This window comes from Pseudomonas iranensis (assembly GCF_014268585.2).
Taxonomy (GTDB): Bacteria; Pseudomonadota; Gammaproteobacteria; order Pseudomonadales; family Pseudomonadaceae; genus Aquipseudomonas; species Aquipseudomonas iranensis.
In genome coordinates this window covers 4,318,996-4,340,399 of sequence record NZ_CP077092.1, presented here as the reverse complement: position 1 = coordinate 4,340,399, position 21,404 = coordinate 4,318,996, and the positions used below count along the sequence as shown (strand labels likewise).

Annotated in this window: 14 protein-coding genes; 8 read left to right on the top strand and 6 right to left on the bottom strand. The window is 61.2% G+C overall.

All coding sequences use genetic code 11. The annotated features are described in order from the left end of the window. Positions 1-68: 68 nt before the first annotated feature. From nagZ to HU724_RS19460, 3 genes are read left to right on the top strand one after another with little or no spacing between them, the layout of a single operon-like run. A complete protein-coding gene (gene nagZ / locus HU724_RS19470; RefSeq protein WP_186566695.1) occupies positions 69-1,067 on the top strand; it encodes a beta-N-acetylhexosaminidase in 999 nt (332 codons plus the stop codon). 12 nt (positions 1,068-1,079) lie between these two features. Next, positions 1,080-1,817, top strand: coding sequence for an S-methyl-5'-thioinosine phosphorylase (locus tag HU724_RS19465; RefSeq protein ID WP_186566102.1), 738 nt, complete (start codon positions 1,080-1,082; stop codon positions 1,815-1,817). 9 nt (positions 1,818-1,826) lie between these two features. Then, on the top strand, positions 1,827-5,120 hold the full coding sequence (locus HU724_RS19460; RefSeq protein ID WP_186566104.1) for a DEAD/DEAH box helicase: 3,294 nt from the start codon (positions 1,827-1,829) through the stop codon (positions 5,118-5,120). Between the two features lie 123 nt (positions 5,121-5,243). Here the strand turns inward: HU724_RS19460 and HU724_RS19455 are convergent, their stop codons facing one another. The 3 genes from HU724_RS19455 to mfd are packed head-to-tail and all read right to left on the bottom strand — an operon-like array spanning position 5,244 to position 11,972. Further along, entirely contained in the window at positions 5,244-7,934 is a 2,691-nt protein-coding gene (locus HU724_RS19455; protein ID WP_186566106.1) for a DEAD/DEAH box helicase, read from the bottom strand. Positions 7,935-7,945: 11 nt separating this feature from the next. Further along, positions 7,946-8,512 carry a CsiV family protein gene (locus HU724_RS19450; protein ID WP_056791507.1) on the bottom strand — a complete coding sequence of 189 codons (567 nt, stop codon included), beginning with the start codon at positions 8,510-8,512 and terminating at the stop codon, positions 7,946-7,948. Between the two features lie 10 nt (positions 8,513-8,522). Beyond that, positions 8,523-11,972 (bottom strand): transcription-repair coupling factor, encoded by a 3,450-nt coding sequence (gene mfd, locus HU724_RS19445; protein ID WP_024013632.1) that lies wholly within the window; start codon positions 11,970-11,972, stop codon positions 8,523-8,525. A gap of 354 nt (positions 11,973-12,326) precedes the next feature. Between mfd and HU724_RS19440 the strand changes: the two genes are divergently transcribed. After that, a complete protein-coding gene (locus tag HU724_RS19440) occupies positions 12,327-13,790 on the top strand; it encodes a glyceraldehyde-3-phosphate dehydrogenase (protein WP_016775482.1) in 1,464 nt (487 codons plus the stop codon). Between the two features lie 181 nt (positions 13,791-13,971). Here HU724_RS19440 and HU724_RS19435 read toward each other — a convergent pair whose 3' ends face one another. Then, positions 13,972-15,273 (bottom strand): MFS transporter, encoded by a 1,302-nt coding sequence (locus HU724_RS19435; protein WP_186566108.1) that lies wholly within the window; start codon positions 15,271-15,273, stop codon positions 13,972-13,974. Between the two features lie 75 nt (positions 15,274-15,348). Here HU724_RS19435 and HU724_RS19430 point away from each other — a divergent pair, with 75 nt between their 5' ends. Continuing rightward, the gene (locus HU724_RS19430) at positions 15,349-16,395 is read left to right on the top strand and encodes an FAD:protein FMN transferase (RefSeq protein ID WP_186566110.1); all 1,047 of its coding nucleotides are present in this window, start codon (positions 15,349-15,351) and stop codon (positions 16,393-16,395) included. 201 nt (positions 16,396-16,596) lie between these two features. Continuing rightward, the gene (gene sthA, locus HU724_RS19425) at positions 16,597-17,991 is read left to right on the top strand and encodes a Si-specific NAD(P)(+) transhydrogenase (protein ID WP_039760770.1); all 1,395 of its coding nucleotides are present in this window, start codon (positions 16,597-16,599) and stop codon (positions 17,989-17,991) included. A 42-nt stretch (positions 17,992-18,033) separates the two neighbouring features. On the opposite strand, the gene HU724_RS19420 is transcribed toward sthA, so the two are convergent. Both HU724_RS19420 and HU724_RS19415 read right to left on the bottom strand, forming a co-directional pair. Continuing rightward, positions 18,034-18,756: a glycerophosphodiester phosphodiesterase gene (locus tag HU724_RS19420; protein ID WP_008087738.1), complete on the bottom strand. Its 723-nt coding sequence runs from the start codon at positions 18,754-18,756 to the stop codon at positions 18,034-18,036. 14 nt (positions 18,757-18,770) lie between these two features. After that, positions 18,771-19,352, bottom strand: coding sequence for a PilZ domain-containing protein (locus tag HU724_RS19415; protein ID WP_016775478.1), 582 nt, complete (start codon positions 19,350-19,352; stop codon positions 18,771-18,773). A gap of 94 nt (positions 19,353-19,446) precedes the next feature. On the opposite strand from HU724_RS19415, the gene HU724_RS19410 reads away from it, so the two are divergent. Together HU724_RS19410 and lolD are read left to right on the top strand one after the other, a co-directional pair. Then, on the top strand, positions 19,447-20,697 hold the full coding sequence (locus HU724_RS19410; protein ID WP_024013629.1) for a lipoprotein-releasing ABC transporter permease subunit: 1,251 nt from the start codon (positions 19,447-19,449) through the stop codon (positions 20,695-20,697). Further along, complete coding sequence (gene lolD / locus HU724_RS19405; RefSeq protein ID WP_024013628.1) at positions 20,690-21,388, top strand: lipoprotein-releasing ABC transporter ATP-binding protein LolD; 699 nt, start codon at positions 20,690-20,692, stop codon at positions 21,386-21,388. The genes HU724_RS19410 and lolD overlap by 8 nt, the downstream gene beginning before the upstream one ends. Positions 21,389-21,404: the final 16 nt, after the last annotated feature.

Genomic DNA, 21,404 nt, shown 5'->3' with positions numbered 1-21,404 from the left:
GTTGCCCACGGTAGCGAATGCAAGCAGATCGGGTTTTTCGTTTTCAAGGAATCTCTATGACTGCTGGCCTGCAAGGCTCGTTGATGGTGGACGTCGCCGGTACCTGGCTGACGGCCGAAGATCGCCAATTGTTGCGTCAGCCCGAAGTGGGCGGCCTGATCATTTTCGCCCGTAACATTGAGCATCCACGCCAGGTGCGCGAGCTCAGCGCCGCGATCCGCGCGATTCGCCCGGATCTGCTGCTGGCAGTGGATCAGGAAGGCGGGCGCGTGCAGCGCTTGCGTCAGGGTTTCGTCCGTCTGCCAGCGATGCGCGCCATCGCCGATAACCCGAATGCAGAGTACCTCGCCGAGCAATGCGGCTGGATTATGGCCACTGAAGTGCTGGCGGTCGGACTCGACCTGAGTTTCGCCCCGGTGCTGGATCTGGACTATCAGCGCAGCGCTGTGGTCGGCACCCGTTCTTTCGAAGGCGATCCCGAGCGCGCAGCCTTGCTCGCCGGTGCATTCATTCGCGGCATGAACAGCGCGGGCATGGCCGCCACCGGCAAGCATTTCCCGGGACACGGCTGGGCCGAAGCCGACTCCCATGTGGCGATTCCGAACGACGAGCGCAGTCTCGACGAAATCCGCGCCAATGATCTGGTGCCCTTCGCCCGTTTGAGCAAGCAGCTGGCCGCCGTCATGCCGGCCCACGTCATCTATCCGCAAGTCGACTCGCAGCCCGCCGGTTTCTCCCGACGCTGGCTGCAGGAGATCCTGCGCGGCGAGTTGCAGTTCGATGGCGTGATCTTCAGCGATGATCTGTCGATGGCCGGCGCCCACGTGGTCGGCGACGCTGCCAGCCGCATCGAAGCCGCGCTGAGTGCCGGTTGCGACATGGGTCTGGTGTGCAACGACCGCGCGGCAGCCGAGCTGGCGTTGAGTGCCGCCCAGCGTATGAAGGTCAAGCCTTCCGCGCGCATCGCGAAGATGCGCGGGCAGGCCTTCGCCAGCACCGATTATCGTCAGGACCCGCGTTGGCTCACCGCCCTCGGCGCGCTCAAAGACGCTCAACTGATCGAGTAAGGATTTTTCGTTATGACCGTTTACGCAATCATCGGTGGCACTGGCCTGACTCAGCTCGAAGGCCTGAGCATTCGCCAGTCGCTGGCAGTCGACACCCCGTACGGCGCGCCTTCGGCCGAGGTGCAGATTGGTGAATACGCCGGCAAGGAAGTGCTGTTCCTCGCCCGACACGGTCACCCGCATCGTTTCCCGCCGCACAAGGTCAACTACCGCGCCAACCTCTGGGCGCTGAAGCAGGCGGGTGCCGAAGCGATCATCGCCGTAAATGCCGTTGGCGGGATCCATCCGGCCATGGGCACCGGGCATTTCTGCGTGCCGCACCAGATCGTCGACTACACCAGTGGGCGCGAGCACACCTATTTCGCCGATGATCTGGAGCACGTCACCCACATCGATTTCAGCTTTCCCTACAGCGAGCCGTTGCGTCAGCAACTGATTGCCGCGGTCGCCGCCGAAGGCTGCGAATACAGCGATCAAGGCGTGTACGCCTGCACCCAGGGACCGCGTCTGGAAACGGTCGCCGAGATCGTGCGACTGGAGCGTGACGGCTGCGACATCGTCGGCATGACCGGCATGCCGGAAGCAGCGCTGGCGCGTGAGCTGGATCTGGATTACGCCTGTCTGGCGCTGGTGGTGAATCCTGCAGCCGGCAAAACCACCGAAGTCATCACCATGGCCGAAATCGAGCAGGCCCTGCACGACGGCATGGGCAAGGTGAAATCAACGTTGGCCCGGGTGCTGACCAGCTAAGGACTGTCCATGAGCATTTTCATCGAGCGGCTCAAAGGGCTGACATGGACCCACGCATTCAGTAGCAAGGCGTTGGCCAAGGCCCGGGCTTATGCTGCCGATGACCGGGTCGAGATCCTCGAGATCGATGACAGGAAGATAGAGGCGTTCTGCGTCGGCTCGCAACTTCAGGCGTATGAGCAAAGCATTTATCTGTCCGAAGATCGGCTGGGGTCGGTAAACCTGCGTTGCCTGTGCAGCTGTCCTGTTGCAATCGACTGCAAGCACAGCGCAGCGGTGCTCTATCACCTGCTGGGCACTGGCGAGGATGCGTCTGGAAGTGACGCGCAGACCCCGTTGGGACGAGCGCTGGAGCATTGGCTTTCGACAATTCCCGTGCCGGCCAAGCCCGCTGAAGAAAGTGCGCAAACCGCAGGTACGCGTCTGTTTTACAAGCTCAAACCGACGTCTGCGAACGGCAAGTGGCTGCTGGATATTTTCAAGGTTTACCAGCTCAAGAGCGGCGAATTACGCGAGGTCAAACCGATGTACTCGCTCGCGGAAATGCTCATGCGCCAGCCCGGCTACCTGTCCGAGCTGGATCTGCGCATCGCCCGGCTGTTGGTCGCCATGCATTCCCATCACGCCTATTACAGCGGCTATCCGCTGGAAGGCAGCAGTGGCGCCGAACTGCTGGAAATGCTCCTGCGTACTTCGCGGCTGTTCCTCGACTTCGAAGACCTGCGAGCGCTGACACCGGGGGTGAAACGCGTCGGTCAGTTCTCTTGGGCTGAGCAGGCCGATGGCGGATTCCGCGCGCAATGGAGCAGTGCCGAAGCCGCGCAGGAAACCGTGCTGGCGCTGGAGCCGCTTTATTATCTTGATCGCGAGCAGCGCCAGGTTGGCCCGCTGTTCACTGAGCTGGAAGAAAAACTCGCCTGTCATTTGACCCAGGCGCCAGATATTCCGGCGCGTCAGGCCATGCAGTTCAGCCATCGCATGAGCGCGGCGACCCAAATTGCGCCACCGCACAAACTCACCGAACGGATCCTCGATGACGTGCTGCCGCAGCCGCAACTGACCCTGGTCAGCGGCCGAGAACGCTCGCGCTGGGAATATGTGCTGGAGCACCGCGCCGCTCTGCTGTTTACCTACAACGGTCATCCGGCGGTGGATCGCAACCCGGAAGTGATGATCCTCAACGGCAGCGAAACCCAGCGCATTCAGCGTCAACCGGCGCTGGAAAAGAAGCTGCGCCAGAACCTGCAAAAACATGGCTTCAAGAAAGCCACGCGCAAGAGTGCAATGGATCGTCCTGGCGAGATGTTTACCTTGCCGGATGATTCCGCCTGGCTCGGGTTCATGCACGAAGGGCTGGCCACACTGCGCGCCGCAGACTGGAAAATCGAGATCAGTCCCGGTTTCCATTTCGATGTACAACCGGTTGAACAGTGGTACGCCGAGGTCGAAGAAGAGGCCACGCATCAGTGGTTTGATCTGCAGTTGGGTATCGTCGTCAACGGCGAACGTTACAGCTTGCTGCCGATCCTTCTGCACCTGTTGCGGACCCAGCCGCGCTTGCTCGACCCGGTCAATCTGGCGCAGCGCAGCGATGATGAAAAAATCCTGATCGAGCTCAAGCCCAGCGGTTTTGGCGAACCGGCGGGCGCCAAAGTCGCGTTGCCGCTGAGTCGGGTCAAACCGCTGATGGCGACGCTCGGCGAGCTGTACCTGGGCGGACACCAAGGCGATGCGCTGCGTTTGACCGCTCCAGACGCCGCGCGCCTGAGTATGCTCGATGGCGTGCCGCTGGACTGGCAGGGCGGCGAACGTCTGCGCACTTTTGCCAAGCGTCTGCAGAATTCCAGCCACGCCCAGGTTGCTGCGCCGGCCGGCCTCAACGCGCAGCTGCGCCCGTATCAACTCGAAGGCCTGAACTGGATGCAGACCCTGCGCGAGCTGGAGGTCGGCGGCATTCTGGGCGATGACATGGGCCTGGGTAAAACCCTGCAGACCCTGGCGCATCTGCTCACGGAGAAACACGCCGGGCGTCTGGACTGTCCGGCACTGGCGGTGATGCCGACCAGCCTGATTCCCAACTGGCTCGACGAGGCCGAGCGCTTCACGCCGCAGTTGAAAGTACTGGCGCTGCACGGCAGCGGGCGGCAAAAGGACTTTGCCACTCTGGGCGAATACGACTTGGTGCTGACCACTTATGCATTGCTGCCCAGGGACCTGGAAATCTTGCAGCCGCAGTTGTGGAGCGTGCTGATTCTCGACGAAGCGCAGAACATCAAGAACCCGCTGAGCAAAGCCGCCCAGGCCGCCCGTGACTTACAGGCCCGTCAGCGCTTGTGTCTGAGCGGTACGCCGCTGGAAAACCACCTCGGTGAGCTGTGGTCGCAGTTCCATTTCCTCATGCCCGGCTGGCTCGGCGACAGCAAATCCTTCAACCGCGATTACCGCACGCCGATCGAGAAACACGGCAATGTGCAGCGCATGCAGCACCTGACCGCGCGCATCAAGCCGTTTTTGCTGCGACGCAAGAAGGATCAGGTCGCCACCGAGTTGCCACCGAAAACCGAGATCATCCACTGGGTCGAACTCAGCGATGGTCAGCGCGACGTCTATGAGACGGTGCGTGTGGCGATGGACAAAAAGGTCCGCGACGAAATCGCCCGCAGCGGCGTGGCGCGCAGTCAGATCATCATCCTCGATGCGCTGCTCAAGCTGCGCCAGGTCTGCTGCGATCTACGCCTGGTCAATATGCCGCTGACGGCGAAAGCGTTGCGCTCGGGCAGCGGCAAGCTGATCAGCCTGATGGAGATGCTCGAAGAATTGCTCGGCGAAGGTCGGCGCATTCTGCTGTTTTCCCAATTCACCTCGATGCTGGCGCTGATCGAGCAGGAGTTGCAGCAACGCGGGCTTGCCTACTCATTGCTGACCGGCGACACCACCGATCGGCGCACGCCGGTGAGGGATTTCCAGGGCGGCAAGGTGCCGTTGTTCCTGATCAGCCTCAAGGCCGGGGGCACTGGTCTGAACCTGACGGCGGCGGACACGGTGATTCACTTCGATCCGTGGTGGAACCCAGCAGTGGAGAATCAGGCGACTGATCGGGCGTATCGCATCGGGCAGAACAATCCGGTGTTCGTCTACAAGTTGATTGCCAAAGGCACCGTCGAAGAAAAGATCCAGGCGTTGCAGCAGGAGAAAGCGGCGCTGGCCGGGGCGGTGCTTGAGGGTGGCACGACGGGCGGATTCAAACTGGAACAGAGTGATATCGAGGCGTTGTTTGCGCCGTTGCCGGTTTCCCGAGGTTGAAGGGTTTAAATCGCGGTGTGGCCATTCGCGAGCAGGCTCGCTCCCACATTTGATCTTCAGTGAATCTGGATCGTGTGGGAGCGAGCCTGCTCGCGAAAAGCTATCTAACCAGCAACGCCGCTTTCAACGCTTGTCGATCTTGTCCGGCAACGGCGCAAACAGCGCTTCAATATCATCGCTCTGCAACTTCCAGTCCCCGGCCTTGCGCCCATCGAGCACGCCCGCTGCCAGGTCAGACTTTTCCTTCTGCAGGTGCTGAATCTTCTCTTCCACTGTGCCCCGGGCAATCATCTTGTAGACGAACACCGGTTTCTCTTGGCCGATTCGATACGCGCGGTCAGTCGCCTGATTCTCGGTTGCCGGGTTCCACCACGGGTCGTAGTGAATCACCGTGTCGGCTTCGGTCAGGTTCAAGCCGACGCCACCGGCCTTCAGGCTGATCAGAAAGATCTGCCTCGTGCCGCTCTGGAATTCCTTCACCGGTGTGCGCCGGTCACGGGTCTGGCCAGTGAGAAGGGCGTAAGCGATCTTGCGTTTTTTCAATTCCTCTTCGATCAATGTCAGCATCGAAGTGAATTGCGAGAACAGCAGAATCCGCCGGCCTTCCTCGAACAACTCCTCAAGCATTTCCATCAGGCTGTCGAGTTTGCCCGAGGTGCTGCCGCGTGCGGGCAGGGTGGCGTCGTTGACCAGGCGCAGATCGCAGCAGACCTGGCGCAGCTTGAGCAATGCTTCGAGAATGATGATCTGGCTGCGTGCCACGCCTTTGCGAGTGATCTCGTCACGGACCTTCTTGTCCATCGCCAGGCGCATGGTCTCGTACACGTCGCGCTGCGCTTCGTTGAGTTCGACCCAATGGATGATTTCGGTTTTCGGCGGCAGCTCCGTGGCAACCTGCTCTTTGGTGCGGCGCAGCAGAAACGGTTTTATCCGACCGTTGAGGTGTTGCAGTCTGACTTCACTGCCGCGCTTTTCGATCGGCACGCGGTAATCGGCATTGAAACTTTTCACGTCGCCAAGCCAGCCCGGCAGCAGGAAGTGGAACAGCGACCACAGCTCGCCCAAGTGGTTTTCCAGCGGCGTGCCGCTGAGGCACAGGCGCTGGCGCGCGTTCAGCTCGCGGGCGGCCTGGGCGGCTTTGCTGTTGGGGTTCTTGATGTATTGCGCTTCGTCCAGCACCAGCACGTGCAACGGCTGTTTGGCCAAACGCTCAAGGTCCTTGGGCAACAGGGCGTAAGTGGTGAGGATCAGGTCGAAGTCGGCCAGATTGTCGAAGTGCTTTTTTCGCGTCGCGCCGTACAGTGCGAGGACTTTCAGTTGCGGGGTGAAGTGCGCCGCCTCATCGAGCCAGTTCGGAATCAGGCTGGTCGGCATCACCACCATGCACGGACGATCGAGGCGTCCGGCGTTCTTCTCGCTGAGAATATGCGCCAGGGTCTGTAGGGTTTTGCCCAGGCCCATGTCATCCGCAAGAATCCCGCCGACCTCCAGTTGCCGCAGCGATTGCATCCAGCTCAAGCCTTCAAGCTGATACGGGCGCAGCGTCGCGTTCAAGCCTTGCGGCGCTTGGGCGCTGAAATCGCGGATGTCGCGCAGGCGCTGGGCGAAGGTGCGCATCTGCTCGCCGCCTTCCCACAACAGCGGCAGGCCTTCCAGCGAATTGAGCCGGGTGGCGTCAGCCTTGCTCAGACGCAGGGTGGTTTCGCCCGGCTCCTGCAAATAGAACTCGCCCAAGGTCATCAATACCGGCTTCAAGCGACCGAGGGGCAGCGCCACTTGCAACGGCCCATGCTCGCTGCTGCGTTGCGGAATGTTCACCAGAATCAGCTCGTCATCGCGACGCCGGGCGAGGCGTTCCGGGTTGAGGATCTCGGTGTGCGAGCGCATCAGATTCAGCAGGATCGGCAGCAGGCTCAGGCGTTCGCCGTTGACAATGATGCCCAGCTCCAGATCAAACCAGTCGCGCTCCGGCGCCTGTTCGACGGTGGCGTACCAGTCGTCGACGGCGGTCAGGTCGAAACCGAATTCCTCATCGATCTGCAACTCCCAGCCCTGGCTGCGCAACTTCGGCAAGTCATTGAGCGTGAAGGTCAGCCAGGCGCTGTCGTTGACCATCTCGTAGAGTTCGCCGGCGCTTTCCGGCAGCGCTTTGCTCTGCCGGGTGGCGATGCGGAAACCGAGGATGCGCAACTGTTCGCGGTAAGACTGTTCGACGTCCGGATGACGTTTTATCCGCAGGGTCTGGGCTTCCTGACGGATCAGGATATCGCTGTGTTTTTGCCCGCTGACGTATTCGTCCAGATAGCTGAACGACAGCGCCGCACGATGCTGAATGTAGCGCTGCATCTTGCCGTTGCGCGGCTCGAAGGCGCTGAACTCGACGCTCGCCAGCCACAGGCGCGGCACCGGCTGCACGTTGTCCACCAGCACTTGCGGTGGCGCTTTCGGGCTGCGGTTTTCCAGCACGGCCTGGAGCTTCTCCAGCAGCTCGGCATCTTTCGCGGCGGCGGGGTAGTCGAGGGTTTCCTGGATTTTCAGCAGCACCGCCGCGCAATGTTTGCAATTGCTGCGCACCGGGCAGGTGCAGGTGGCGTCGACCAGCAACAGCGTCGCTTTGGCTGACTCGCGCAGATGGATGGTTTGCCGGTAGACACTGCCGCCGGAGCCTTCGCAACTGGCGGTGATGGTCGCATCGCCGACCTGGGCGATGCGCACCCGATTCTCCAAAGCGTAGCGGCGGCCGCGCTCCAGACTCTGTTCTTTGAATCGGCTGACCCACGACGGGGCCAGCGGTTTGCTCAGGGGCGGCGGCATAAGGACTTCGATCAGTCCGGCACGACTTCAGGCGCTTCGCGAGGCGCTGGCGCGGTCAGGGAAGTGATCTTGATCAGCAGGGCCAGATGACCGTTGTCGAGGTAATTGAGCTGGCCGTTCTTGGTGTGGCTGTCCTGACGCAGGCGCTCACTGGCGGTGACCAAGCCATTGGCGTCGATCTGATTGACCCAGAAATCGGCGGTCACGTCGGTGAAGCGGCCGAGTTTCATTTCCAGCGTGCCCTCGATCGGGAACTGGCCGAACTGTTCCTGTCCTTCGCTCACTGCGACTTTTGCCGGCGCTTCGCCGAGGCTCTGCTGCCAGGCTTTGTGCATCAGCACGGTGTACTCGCCGCTGGCGGTGAGTTTGTTCACTACATCATTCAGCGCTGGGGTGCGCTGGCTGTCGCTGCCCAGACGCTGGGCGCCTGCGGCCCAGTCTTCCGGGGCGGCGCGGCTGACGATGGCCGGGACGGCATTCTGGCGCACCAGGATCATTTCGACCTGATACGTGTCATCGGCAAACGCCGTCGGTGCTGCAAGTGCAAGCAACAAAGTCAGAGAGCGGAACAGGCGCATCGGGCGTCCTTCAAGCGGATTTCGGGATGAGACGCTCAAACAGCGCCTCGACAGTATTGAAACGTTCTTCCGGGCGCTCCATCGGCACCTGGAATTTAAACATCGTCGCGCCTTCGAATTTGTAGCGCTTGGGCTGCGTCTGGATCAGCTTGATCAGGGTCATCGGGTCAACCGGCGTCTGCGCTTCGAACTCGATACGTCCGCCTTGCGGCCCACCGTCGACTTTCTTGATGCCGAGCTTTTCCGCCTGCAATTTCAACGCGGTGATCCGCACCAGGTTCTTGGTCGGCTCCGGCAACAGGCCGAAGCGGTCGATCATCTCCACCTGCAGATCCTTGAGGCCTTCCTCGTCGGTGGCCGAGGCGATGCGTTTATACAGAATCAACCGCGCATGTACATCCGGCAGGTAATCTTCCGGAATCAGCGCCGGCACCCGCAGATTGACTTCCGGGCCGCCGCCCAGCGGTTGATCGAGGTTCGGCTGCTCGCCCTTGCGGATCGACTTCACCGCGCGCTCGAGCATTTCCATGTACAGGGTGAAACCGACGGCCTGAATTTGCCCGCTCTGGCCATCGCCGAGCAGTTCGCCGGCGCCACGGATTTCCAGGTCGTTGGTGGCCAGCACGAAACCGGCACCGAGGTCCTGGGTATTGGCGATCGCTTCCAGACGCTTTTCCGCGTCGGAAGTGATCTGCTGGCGCGGCGGCGTCAGCAGGTAGGCGTAAGCCTGGTGGTGACTGCGGCCGACACGACCGCGCAACTGGTGCAGCTGGGCCAGACCGAACTTGTCGGCGCGTTCGATGATGATGGTGTTGGCGCTCGGCACGTCGATGCCGGTCTCGATGATGGTCGAGGCGATCAGCACGTTGAAGCGCTTGTGGTAGAAGTCGCTCATCACCTGTTCGAGTTCACGTTCGCGCATCTGCCCGTGGCCGATACCGATGCGCGCTTCCGGCACCAGTTCGGCGAGGTCGGCGGCGCATTTTTCGATGGTCTTCACATCGTTGTGCAGGTAGTAAACCTGACCGCCACGCAGCAGTTCACGCAGCAGGGCCTCTTTGACCGTGCTCTTGTTCTGCTCCATGACGAAGGTGCGCACCGACAGGCGACGCGCTGGTGGCGTGGCGATGATCGACAGGTCGCGCATGCCCGACACCGCCATGTTCAGCGTGCGCGGAATCGGCGTCGCAGTCAGGGTGAGGATGTCGACCTCGCTGCGCAGGGCCTTGAGCTGTTCTTTCTGGCGTACGCCAAAGCGGTGTTCTTCGTCGATGATCACCAGCCCGAGGTTTTTGATCTTCACATCATCGGACAGCAGTTTGTGCGTGCCGATGACGATGTCGATCTTGCCTTCCGCCAGATCGGCGATCGCCGCGTTGACTTCCTTAGCCGATTTGAAGCGGCTCATCACTTCCACGGTCACCGGCCAGTCGGCGAAGCGGTCGCGGAAGCTGTTGTAGTGCTGCTGGGCGAGCAGGGTGGTCGGCACCAGAATCGCCACCTGACGCCCGCCGTGCACGGCAATGAACGCGGCGCGCATGGCCACTTCGGTCTTGCCGAAGCCGACGTCGCCGCAGACTAGGCGATCCATCGGTTTCGGCGCGAGCATGTCTTCGCGCACGGCCTCGATGGTCGCTTGCTGGTCGGGGGTTTCCTCGAACGGGAAACCGGCGCTGAAGGTGGCGTAATCGGCCTTAGGATCGGCGAAGGCGTAACCTTCACGAGCGGCGCGACGGGCGTAGATGTCGAGCAATTCGGCGGCGACGTCACGCACCTGCTCGGCGGCTTTGCGCTTGGCTTTCTGCCAGGTTTCCGAGCCGAGGCGGTGCAGCGGCGCGAGCGAATCGTCGCTGCCGGTGTAGCGCGCGATCAGGTGCAGGTTGGCCACCGGCACGTAGAGCTTGGCGTTCTCGGCGTATTCGAGGGTGAGGAATTCGGCGGCCTGATTGTCGATTTCCAGAATCGTCAGGCCCAGATAGCGCCCGACACCGTGGTCGATATGCACCACCGGCGCGCCTTCGCGCAGTTCGGTGAGGTTCTTGATCACCGCATCGTTGCTGACGTCGCTGCGCTTCTCGCGGCGACGACGTTGCATGACCCGTTGGCCGAACAGCGGACTTTCCGCCACCAGCGCCAGCGCCGGGTCGTCGAGCAGCAAACCTTCGTCGAGCGGGGCGATGGTGATCGCCAGACGATCCTTGCTGGCGACGAAGTCCGGCCAGCTGTCGACGGTTTTCGGCCGCAGCTTCAGGCGTTCCAGCAGTTCCAGCAGGACTTCGCGACGACCCGCCGATTCAGCGGTGAACAGCACGCGACCGGGGAATTCTTCGAGGAAGCCGGCCAGCGCCGCCAGTGGTTGCGTGGCCTTGGCTTCGATGGCCAGATCCGGCAGCGCGTGCGCCGGGAAGCGCTCGCGGCCGACGCCACTTTCTACGTCCTGTTGACTGGCAACGACGCGTGGCCAGTTCTTCAGGCGCGCGAAGCAGTCTTCCACCGGCAGGAACAGTTCGGCCGGTGGCAATAAAGGACGCGATGGATCGACGCGGCGTTCTTCATAACGATTGCGCACGTCGTTCCAGAAGTTTTCCGCCGCCTGCTCGATGCCCGGCAGCGAGAACACTTGTGTGTCCTGGGGCAGGTAATCGAACAGCGTCGAAGTTTCGTCGAAGAACAGCGGCAGGTAGTACTCGATACCGGCCGGGGTGATACCGCTGCTCAAATCCTGAAAGATCGGGCAGCGACGGAAGTCGACGTCGAAGCGCTCGCGAAAGCGCGCCTTGAAGCGGGTGACTGCGTCTTTCTGCAACGGGAATTCGCGGGCCGGCAGCAGCTTGACCGACTCGACCTTGTCGATCGAGCGCTGGGTTTCCGGATCGAAGGTGCGCAGGGTTTCGATTTCGTCATCGAACAGGTCGATGCGATACGGCAGTTTGCTGCCCATGGGGAACAGGTCGATCAGCGCGCCGCGTACGGTGAACTCGCCGTGCTCGTACACCGTGTCGACATAGCGATAGCCGCTGGCTTCGAGCCGCGCGCGCATCTGTTCGACGTCGAGCTTCTGGCCGATGTCCAGCACCAGGCTGCTGCCGAGGAGGAATTTGGTCGGCGCCAAGCGATGCAAAGCGGTGGTGATCGGAACCACCAGCACGCCGTGGGCCAGTTCCGGCAGGCGATACAGGCTGGCGATGCGCTGGGAGATGATGTCCTGGTGCGGCGAGAACAGGTCGTAGGGCAGGGTTTCCCAGTCGGGGAAATGCAGTACGGGCAAATCCGGGGCGAAGAAACTCAGCTCCTGTTCCAGCCGTTCGGCGCTTTGGCTGTCGGCGGTCAGCAGCAGGGTAAAGCGCTTGGCAGCGCTGGCAGCCTCGGCAATCGCCAGGCTGAGGGCGGCACCGGGCAGATTGCCCCAGTGCTGTTTACCTGCTTCGGCAGGGAGTAGCGGTAGACGCAGAACAGGCACGGAAGGTTGAGCTCCAGGCGTTGCGACAAAGTCGGTAATTGTAGCGGCCTCCGGTGCCGCCTGTCAGTTGCAGACTGCGTCTATCTTCATGGTTTGGACGAAATGTAGTGGTAACCATAAAAACGAGCACTTTTTTCATGGTTATGTAGTGCCGAAACCGGGTGGTGTTACGGAGGGTTACAGACATCGTCTAACAGTCGTCGAAAAATTGACTGCGCTGAAAGCCCCGGTTTTATTGGGCTGGAGAAGGGCGTAAATTTTTTGAACGGGAATTTGTTACCGATTGCGCGACAAGCGCGCATTGCTGAAAGGGCTTGTCGGCGGCATAATGTAGCCCCTTTTTTCTGCCCCTACATGTGGAAGGTTACCGTGACTCAGAAGCCCGACCAGTGTCTTGGTGAATGGATCGACCGTGAAGCACTCGCAGAAGCGATGATCCCGCTTATCGGTCAGCTCTACCGCAATAACAACGTGGTTAGCTCGATCTATGGCCGCAGCCTGATCAACCAGTCTGTCATCGCGATTCTCAAAGCTCACCGCTTTGCTCGCCACCGTTCTTCGGACGACAGCGAACTCTCCGTCCACGAAACATTCCCACTGCTCAAGGCCATGAGCGAGCTCAAGCTCGGCGCGGCGTCGGTGGATCTGGGCAAGCTGGCGTTCAAGTTCCGTAACGAAGGCAACGGCCGCAGCGCCGAGCAGTTCGTGCGTGAAGAGATGGCTGACGTGGTTGGCCAGCAGAACGCCTCGGCCCGCAAAGGCACCGACGTTGTTCTTTACGGCTTCGGTCGTATCGGCCGTCTGCTGGCGCGCATCCTGATCGAGAAAACCGGTGGTGGCGACGGCCTGCGTCTGCGCGCCATCGTCGTGCGCAAAGGCGCCGAGAACGACCTGACCAAACGCGCCAGCCTGCTGCGTCGCGATTCGGTACACGGTTCGTTCAACGGCACCATTACCATCGACGAAGAAAACAACACCATCACCGCCAACGGTAACCTGATCCAGGTGATCTACGCGAAGAACCCGACCGAGGTGGATTACACCCAGTACGGCATCAAAGACGCGCTGCTGGTGGACAACACCGGTGTATGGCGTGACGCCGATGGCCTGGGTCAGCACCTGGCCTGCCCGGGTATCGACCGCGTTGTTCTGACCGCGCCTGGCAAGGGCAAGCTGAAGAACATCGTTCACGGCATCAACCACGGTGAAATCACCGCTGACGACAAGATCGTCTCGGCTGCGTCCTGCACCACCAACGCCATCGTGCCGGTGCTCAAAGCGGTCAACGACAAGTTCGGCATCATCAACGGTCACGTCGAAACCGTTCACTCGTACACCAACGACCAGAACCTGATCGACAACTTCCACAAGGGCGATCGCCGTGGTCGTAGCGCCGCGCTGAACATGGTAATCACCGAGACCGGTGCCGCTACCGCTGCTGCCAAGGCTCTGCCTGAGCTGGCCGGCAAGCTGACCGGTAACGCAATCCGCGTTCCGACGCCAAACGTGTCGATGGCTATTCTCAACCTCAACCTTGAGAAAGCCGCCACCCGTGAAGAGATGAACGAGTACCTGCGCTACATGGCGCTGCACTCCGAGCTGCACAAGCAGATCGACTTCGTCAATTCGCAGGAAGTGGTGTCGACCGACTTCGTCGGCTCGCGTCACGCTGGTGTGGTCGATGCTGAAGCGACCATCGTGCAGGACAACCGCGTCGTTCTGTACGTCTGGTACGACAACGAGTTCGGCTACAGCTGCCAGGTGGTTCGCGTGATGGAAGACATGGCTGATGTGAATCCGCCAGCGTTCCCGCGCTAAGCCTCAGGCTTGAATGAAAACGCCCCGGCATTTTGTCGGGGCGTTTCTGTTTGTGGAGCGATCGTTCCCACGCTCTGCGTGGGAATGCAGCCCGGGACGCTCTGCGTCCCATTGGAACGCGGAGCGTCCCTTGAAGCATTCCCACGCAGAGCGTGGGAACGATCGCGCTGGCGGGTGCGATCTAGCTGGCGCCGCCAACCACAGCAGCCTGCGCCGTGCGCAACTCATGCCTGTTGCCACGGAACAATACCAACGTCGCAATCAACCCCAACACCGCCGCGCCACTGAGCCAGATCCCCGGTGCTGCCTTGTTGTCCAGCACATGAATCAGGTAGGTACACGCCGCCGGGGTAAAGCCGCCGAACGTCGCCGTCGCCAGGCTGTACGCCAGCGAGAAACCGGTCGTGCGCACTTCCACCGGCATGATCTCGGTCAGCGCCACCACCATCGCGCCGTTGTACGAGCCATAAAGGAACGACAGCCACAGTTCGACAATCAGCAAATGGCTGAAGCTGGGGTTCGCCACCAGCCACGACAGCGCCGGATACGCCGTGAGGGTCGCCAGAATCGTCGCTGCCAACAGCAAGGGTTTACGGCCGATCCTGTCGGATACCGCGCCCATCACCGGTAGCCAGAAGAAGTTCGACAAGCCGATGCACACCGTCACCAGCAAGGCGTCGAGGTCCGACAGATGCAGCTCGGCCTTGCCGAACGTCGGCGTGTACGCAGTGATCAGGTAGAACGACACCGTGGTCATCACCACCAGCGCCATGCCGGCAATGACGATGCCGAAGTTCTGGCCGATCGAGCGGACGATTTCGCCGAGGGTAGGGCGGTGGGTGCGCGCCTGGAATTCCGGAGTTTCTTCCAGCGAGCGACGGATGAAGAAAATCACCGGCACGATCATGCAGCCAATCAGAAACGGCACGCGCCAGCCCCATTCGCCCATTTGCTCCGGACTCAGCCAGTGATTCAGAGCAACGCCGAGCAAGCCAGCGAACACCACGGCTGCCTGTTGGCTGGCGGACTGCCAACTGACGAAAAAGCCTTTACGCCCCGGCGTAGAAATTTCCGCCAGATACACCGACACGCCGCCCAATTCCACGCCCGCCGAGAAGCCTTGCAGCAGGCGGCCGAACAACACCAGTAGCGGTGCGGCGACGCCGAGCGTCGCGTAACCGGGCACGCAGGCAATCAGCACCGTACCGGCGGCCATCATCGCCAAAGTGATGATCAGCCCTTTGCGCCGTCCGTGACGGTCGATATAGGCGCCGAGGAAAATCGCCCCGAGCGGGCGCATCAGGAAGCCGGCGCCGAAGGTCGCCAGCGACAGCATCAGCGAAGCGAAGGTGCTGTCGGTGGGGAAGAAGGTTTTGGCGATGGCCGTGGCATAGAAGCCGTAGACCATGAAGTCGAACATTTCGAGGAAGTTGCCGCTGACAACGCGAAAGATCGCTTTGCCTTTGCCCGTGGTGGAGGACATGGGAGGTACTCACTGTTCAATTTTGTATAAAGGCGTTGCAGCCATGGGGAAGCGAGCGGGCGCTTGTAGTTCATAATGGCCGCCGTGGTTTTGCGGGGAGATGAAGAATTGTTAACTGGACGCTGGTGGGGGCCTGTGGTGTTGGCGGTGGCAATCGGCGGCTGCGGCAGCGGCGATTCCCTGGAACAGGTTGGCGGTTCGACCATGGGCAGCACCTGGTCGGTCAAGTACGTGCGCCACGCCGGGGGCGCCGATCCTGCGCGGGTGCGCGGCGAAGTGCAGGCCATCCTCGGTGAAGTCGATCAACAGCTGTCGACTTACCGAAGTGACTCCGCCATCCAGCGTTTCAACGCGTTGCCCGCCGATAGCTGCCAAGCCATGCCGGCAGCGGTGCTCGAATTGGTCCGCATCGGCGAACAGCTTTCAACGCAAAGCGAAGGCTCCTACGACCTGACCGTGGAACCGCTGCTGGACCTCTGGGGATTCGGCCCGCAAGGACGGGAAGAAAAGATCCCTGATGCGGCCGCTGTGGCCGAGGTCATGCAGCGGGTTGGCCATCAGCACCTGCGCATCGATGGCGAGCGGTTGTGCAAGGACGCCGCCGTCGAAGTCGACTTCAACAGTATTGCCGCCGGTTACGCCGTGGATACCATCGCCGCCAGATTGCAGGGCATGGGCATCGAAAATTACCTGGTCGAAGCCACGGGCGAACTCAAAGCCCGGGGCAAGAAGCCGGATGGTTCAGCGTGGCGCATCGCTCTCGAAGAGCCTCGCGATGACCAGCAAGTGGCCGAGCGGATTATCGATGTCGATGGCTACGGCGTGTCCACCTCCGGTGACTACCGCCATTATTTTCTGCAGGACGGTCGGCGTTATTCCCACACCTTCGATGCACGCAGCGGGCGACCGGTCCTACATGATCTGGCGTCAGTCACGGTGATTCATCCTTCAGCGTTGATGGCCGATGGACTATCGACGCTGTTGCTGATTCTCGGGCCGGAAAGGGCGCGGGACTATGCCCAAAAGCATGACATTGCTGCATTCTTTGTCCTGCGTGCCGATACAGGTTTTGTCACCCGCAGCAGTCAGGCATTTACGCAGCTTGTCGGTGAAAAAAACTGACCGAAGACAAGACGAAAGCTGGCGTTGTAGTGCAGGCAAAAGTAGCCTACGACGCGACCAAGGGTTAATGTGCGCGGCGTTGACGCTTCTATAGACTGTGTCCGGGTTCTTCACTGGCCCCCAATTGTTCCTTCGCGCCGCCGTTCGGCGTGATTTAGCCGCCGGTGCTGCTGGCACCGCGGCCTGTTCTGAGGAGTACGCATGGCTGTCTACAACTACGACGTGGTGGTACTGGGTTCCGGCCCGGCGGGAGAAGGCGCGGCAATGAACGCCGCCAAAGCGGGGCGCAAGGTGGCGATGGTCGACAGCCGTCGCCAGGTCGGCGGCAACTGCACCCACCTCGGCACCATCCCGTCCAAGGCACTGCGTCACTCGGTGCGGCAGATCATGCAGTTCAACACCAACCCGATGTTCCGCGCGATCGGCGAGCCACGCTGGTTCTCCTTCCCGGACGTGTTGAAAAGCGCCGAAAAAGTCATTTCCAAACAAGTCGCATCGCGCACCGGCTACTACGCCCGTAACCGCGTCGACGTGTTCTTCGGTACCGGCAGCTTCGCCGACGAGCAAACCATCGAAGTGGTTTGCGGCAACGGCGTGGTGGAAAAACTGGTGGCCAAGCACATCATCATCGCCACCGGTTCGCGTCCGTATCGCCCGGCGGACATCGATTTCCACCACCCGCGTATCTACGATAGCGACACCATCCTCAGCCTCGGCCACACCCCGCGCAAACTGATCGTTTACGGCGCTGGTGTGATCGGTTGCGAATACGCATCGATCTTCAGTGGTCTGGGTGTGCTGGTCGAGCTGGTCGACAACCGTGGCCAGTTGCTGAGCTTCCTCGACTCGGAAATTTCCCAGGCGTTGAGCTACCACTTCAGCAACAACAACATCACCGTGCGTCATAACGAAGAGTACGACCGCGTCGAAGGCGTGGACAACGGCGTGATCCTGCACCTGAAATCCGGCAAGAAGATCAAGGCCGACGCCTTGCTCTGGTGCAACGGCCGTACCGGCAACACCGACACGCTGGGTCTGGAAAACATCGGGGTCAAGGTCAACAGCCGTGGCCAGATCGAAGTCGACCAGAACTACCGCACCTGCATAGAGAACATCTACGGCGCCGGTGACGTGATCGGCTGGCCAAGCCTGGCCAGTGCCGCCCACGACCAGGGTCGTTCGGCCGCTGGCAGCATCGTCGACAATGGCAGCTGGCGCTTCGTCAATGACGTGCCGACCGGCATCTACACCATTCCGGAGATCAGCTCGATCGGCAAGAACGAGCAGGAATTGACCCAGGCGAAAGTGCCGTACGAAGTCGGCAAGGCCTTCTTCAAGAGCATGGCTCGGGCGCAGATTGCCGGTGAGCCGCAGGGCATGCTGAAGATCCTCTTCCACCGCGAAACGCTGGAAGTGCTCGGCGTGCACTGCTTCGGTTATCAGGCGTCGGAGATCGTGCACATCGGTCAGGCGATCATGAACCAGCCGGGCGAGCTGAATACGCTGAAGTATTTCGTCAACACCACGTTCAACTACCCGACCATGGCCGAAGCCTATCGGGTAGCGGCGTACGACGGCCTCAACCGGCTTTTTTGACGGGCTCCGGCCGGTGGCCTGAGCCGGCCGGGGAGACCGATTTCAGCAATTCTCAAGGGTGGCAGTGGCCAAACCGGGAAAGTCTGTAATCAGGCTGTCAACGCCGAAGTCGGCGAGTCTGCGCATCAGTGCAGGCTCGTTGACGGTCCACACCGACACATGCAGGCCCTGACGCTGCGCCTTCTGCAGGCGTTCCGGCGTACACAGCGTCCAGTTCAAAGCGAGAATTTCGCAACCGTAGCTCGCCGCGACTTTCAACGGATCGAGCCAGGCGTATTCGGCCACCAGGCCACGGGATACGTCCGGTACCAGATCCAGCGCTGCCTTCAAGACTTCCCGCGAACTCGAGGTGATCGTCACCTTGTCGAGCAGGCCGTGGCGCTGAGCCATTTCCCGAATCGCCAGCACGGTAGTCGCCGCGCGGGTGCGTGAAGCGCTTTTGACTTCCAGCTGCCAGTGCTCGAAATCACATTGCTCGAACAATTCTTCCAGCGTTGGAATCGGGCACGGCTTGATCCAGCCCGGGCCGCCCTTGCGCGCGTCGTAGGTGACCAGCTCGGCAGCGGTGTGCTCGACGACTTTGCCGCGACGGTCGGTGGTGCGCTTGAGGGTCGGGTCATGGATGACCATCAGCTCGCCGTCCTTGGACAGGTGCAGATCCAGTTCGCAGCGGCGCACGCCGTGCTTGAGGCATTCCTGAAAGCTGCTCAGGGTGTTTTCCGGTGCTTCGCCCTTGGCGCCGCGGTGGCCGTAGATGAGGGTCACGGTGCTTCCTTAAGTTAAATGCCAGATTCGTTCTGTTCGCGGGCCAGACGGCGTTCCTGAGCCTGCTTTTGCAAGATGTAGCGCGCGAGCAATTGGCGCTGGGCATCGGTCGGACGCTCGAACTCGGTGCCGACGTCATACCCATCCCCCTTGGGATCGCAATGGGTGACCCGGGCACGCAGCAGCAGGCCAAGCGCCTGCGGCATCAGTACCAGTTTCACCGACAGGTGCGCGCCGGTGGCAATCGGGGTCGGGTACTGAAAGTCGATCCCGCCCTCGGAGATGATCACCGGCTGCGGCTCGCCGATGTGGCCGAGCACGGTCAGGGCGATCACCTGGCTGAGCAGGTCGATGCGTTTGTTCTGCGATTTGAGGAACGCCGCGATGGCGCGGTCGCGCTCGCTGATCTGCCGCAACAGGTGCTGCGACTCGAATTCGCTCAGGTGCAGTTCGCTGAGCAGGTTGAAGAGTGGGGAAGCATCCTGCAACACTTCCTGGCCTGCGGCTTCGGGAGCGGACAGGGGCCGAATTTCCAGTGCGATCGTGTCCTCGATACGGTAGTATTCGCGGCGATCTTCTTCATCTAATGTCGACATGGCGAACCCATGGTAGCGGCGGTGGTCTGAGTGTAAAGCTGGTTTTCGACCCCCGCCACAAGGACGTTCCTTTTCCCTCCGAACAAGCCCCGACATGTTCAGACCTCTCTTCGTATTTATCGGCACGCGTTATACCCGTGCAAAGCGTCGCAATCATTTTGTGTCATTCATTTCCCTGACTTCGATGATCGGGCTCGCCCTTGGCGTGGTCGTGATGATCGTTGTGCTGTCGGTGATGAACGGCTTCGACCATGAGATGCGCACCCGCGTGCTGGGCATGGTGCCCCACGCTACTCTCGAGACCGGCGAGCCGATCAATGACTGGCAGAGCCTGGCCGACAAGGTCAAGCAGAACCGGCAGGTGACGGCGGTGGCGCCGTTCACCCAGATGCAGGGCCTGCTGACCAACAACGGTCAGGTTTCCAAGGTGCTGCTCAATGCCATTGATCCTGCGCTCGAGCGCAATGTGTCGATCATCGACAACTTCATGAAGCAGGGCAAACTCGACGACCTGACACCGGGCAGCTTCGGCATCGTCATCGGCGACAAGGCGGCGACCAAGCTTGGCGTCGGCATTGGCGACAAGGTTACTTTCGTCGCACCGGAGGTCAGCGTGACCCCGGCCGGCATGTTCCCGCGCATGAAGCGCTTCACCGTGGTCGGCATTTTCCATGTCGGCGCCGGTGAGCTCGACGGCTACCTCGGCGTGACCAATCTGCAGGATCTGGCGAAAATGCACCGCTGGAAAGCCGATCAGGTGCAGGGCCTGCGGTTGAAGTTCGACGACCTGTTCCAGGCGCCGCGCGAGGCGTGGAACATTGCCCAGCAGCTCGGCGAAGATCGTTACTACGCCCGCGACTGGACGCGTACCCACGGCAACCTGTATCAAGCGATCCGCATGGAAAAAGCCATGATCGGGCTGCTGTTGCTGCTGATCGTCGCCGTCGCCGCGTTCAACATCATTTCCACGCTGGTGATGGTGGTGAACGACAAGAAGGGCGACATCGCCATTCTGCGCACCCTCGGCGCGACACCGGGCACGATCATGCGCACGTTCATGGTTCAGGGCACGGTAATCGGCGTGGTCGGCACGGCCATCGGCGCGGTGGTCGGGATCCTCGCGGCACTGAATGTCAGTGCGGCCATTTCGGCGCTTGAAGGGCTGATCGGCCACAAGTTTCTTAATGCTGACGTGTATTTCATTGATTATCTTCCTTCGCAGGTACAGAGCCAGGACGTCGTCATGGTCTGCGCCGCTGCGTTGGTCCTGAGTTTCCTCGCCACCCTGTATCCCGCCTGGCGTGCCGCGCGCACCCAGCCGGCGGAGGCGTTACGTTATGAGTGAGTCGGGCATGAGTGAACAAGCAATTCTGAGCTGCCGTAATCTGGGCAAATCCTACGAGGAGGGTCCGGAGTCGGTACAAGTGCTGGCCGGCCTGCAACTGGAGTTGCACCCAGGCGAGCGTGTGGCGATCGTGGGTAAATCCGGTTCCGGCAAAAGTACCTTGCTCAACCTGCTCGGCGGTCTCGATACGCCAAGCAAGGGCAGCGTCTGGCTCGACGGTGAAGAACTGTCTGCGTTGAGCGAGAAGAAGCGGGGCCTGCTGCGCAATCGCGCGCTTGGTTTCGTTTACCAGTTTCACCACCTGCTGCCGGAATTCACCGCGCTGGAAAACGTCTGCATGCCGCTGCTGATCGGCAAGACGGCGATCCCGGAGGCGCGTCAGCGTGCCACGGCATTGCTGGAGCGTGTCGGGCTGGGTCATCGTCTGGAACACAAACCGGCGGAACTGTCCGGCGGCGAGCGTCAGCGCGTGGCCATCGCCCGTGCCCTGGTCAACAACCCGGGGCTGGTGATGCTCGATGAGCCGACCGGCAACCTCGACCTGCACACCGCCGAAGGCATTCAGGATCTGATGCTGGAGCTGAGCACTTCGATGCGCACGGCGTTCCTGGTGGTGACGCACGACATGAACCTGGCTCGCCAGATGGATCGTGTCCTGCAATTGCAGGAAGGTTGCCTCACTCCCATCTGACTGGCTGAAACCCGGC

Excerpts from the sequence above, each read along its gene's own strand:
- HU724_RS19465 (WP_186566102.1), top strand. The coding sequence starts at position 1,080 with ATGACCGTTTACGCAATCATCGGTGGCACTGGCCTGACTCAGCTCGAA.
- HU724_RS19460 (WP_186566104.1), top strand. The coding sequence starts at position 1,827 with ATGAGCATTTTCATCGAGCGGCTCAAAGGGCTGACATGGACCCACGCA.
- HU724_RS19455 (WP_186566106.1), bottom strand. The coding sequence starts at position 7,934 with ATGCCGCCGCCCCTGAGCAAACCGCTGGCCCCGTCGTGGGTCAGCCGA.
- HU724_RS19450 (WP_056791507.1), bottom strand. The coding sequence starts at position 8,512 with ATGCGCCTGTTCCGCTCTCTGACTTTGTTGCTTGCACTTGCAGCACCG.
- HU724_RS19440 (WP_016775482.1), top strand. The coding sequence starts at position 12,327 with ATGTGGAAGGTTACCGTGACTCAGAAGCCCGACCAGTGTCTTGGTGAA.
- HU724_RS19435 (WP_186566108.1), bottom strand. The coding sequence starts at position 15,273 with ATGTCCTCCACCACGGGCAAAGGCAAAGCGATCTTTCGCGTTGTCAGC.
- HU724_RS19430 (WP_186566110.1), top strand. The coding sequence starts at position 15,349 with ATGGCCGCCGTGGTTTTGCGGGGAGATGAAGAATTGTTAACTGGACGC.
- sthA (WP_039760770.1), top strand. The coding sequence starts at position 16,597 with ATGGCTGTCTACAACTACGACGTGGTGGTACTGGGTTCCGGCCCGGCG.
- HU724_RS19415 (WP_016775478.1), bottom strand. The coding sequence starts at position 19,352 with ATGTCGACATTAGATGAAGAAGATCGCCGCGAATACTACCGTATCGAG.
- HU724_RS19410 (WP_024013629.1), top strand. The coding sequence starts at position 19,447 with ATGTTCAGACCTCTCTTCGTATTTATCGGCACGCGTTATACCCGTGCA.
- lolD (WP_024013628.1), top strand. The coding sequence starts at position 20,690 with ATGAGTGAGTCGGGCATGAGTGAACAAGCAATTCTGAGCTGCCGTAAT.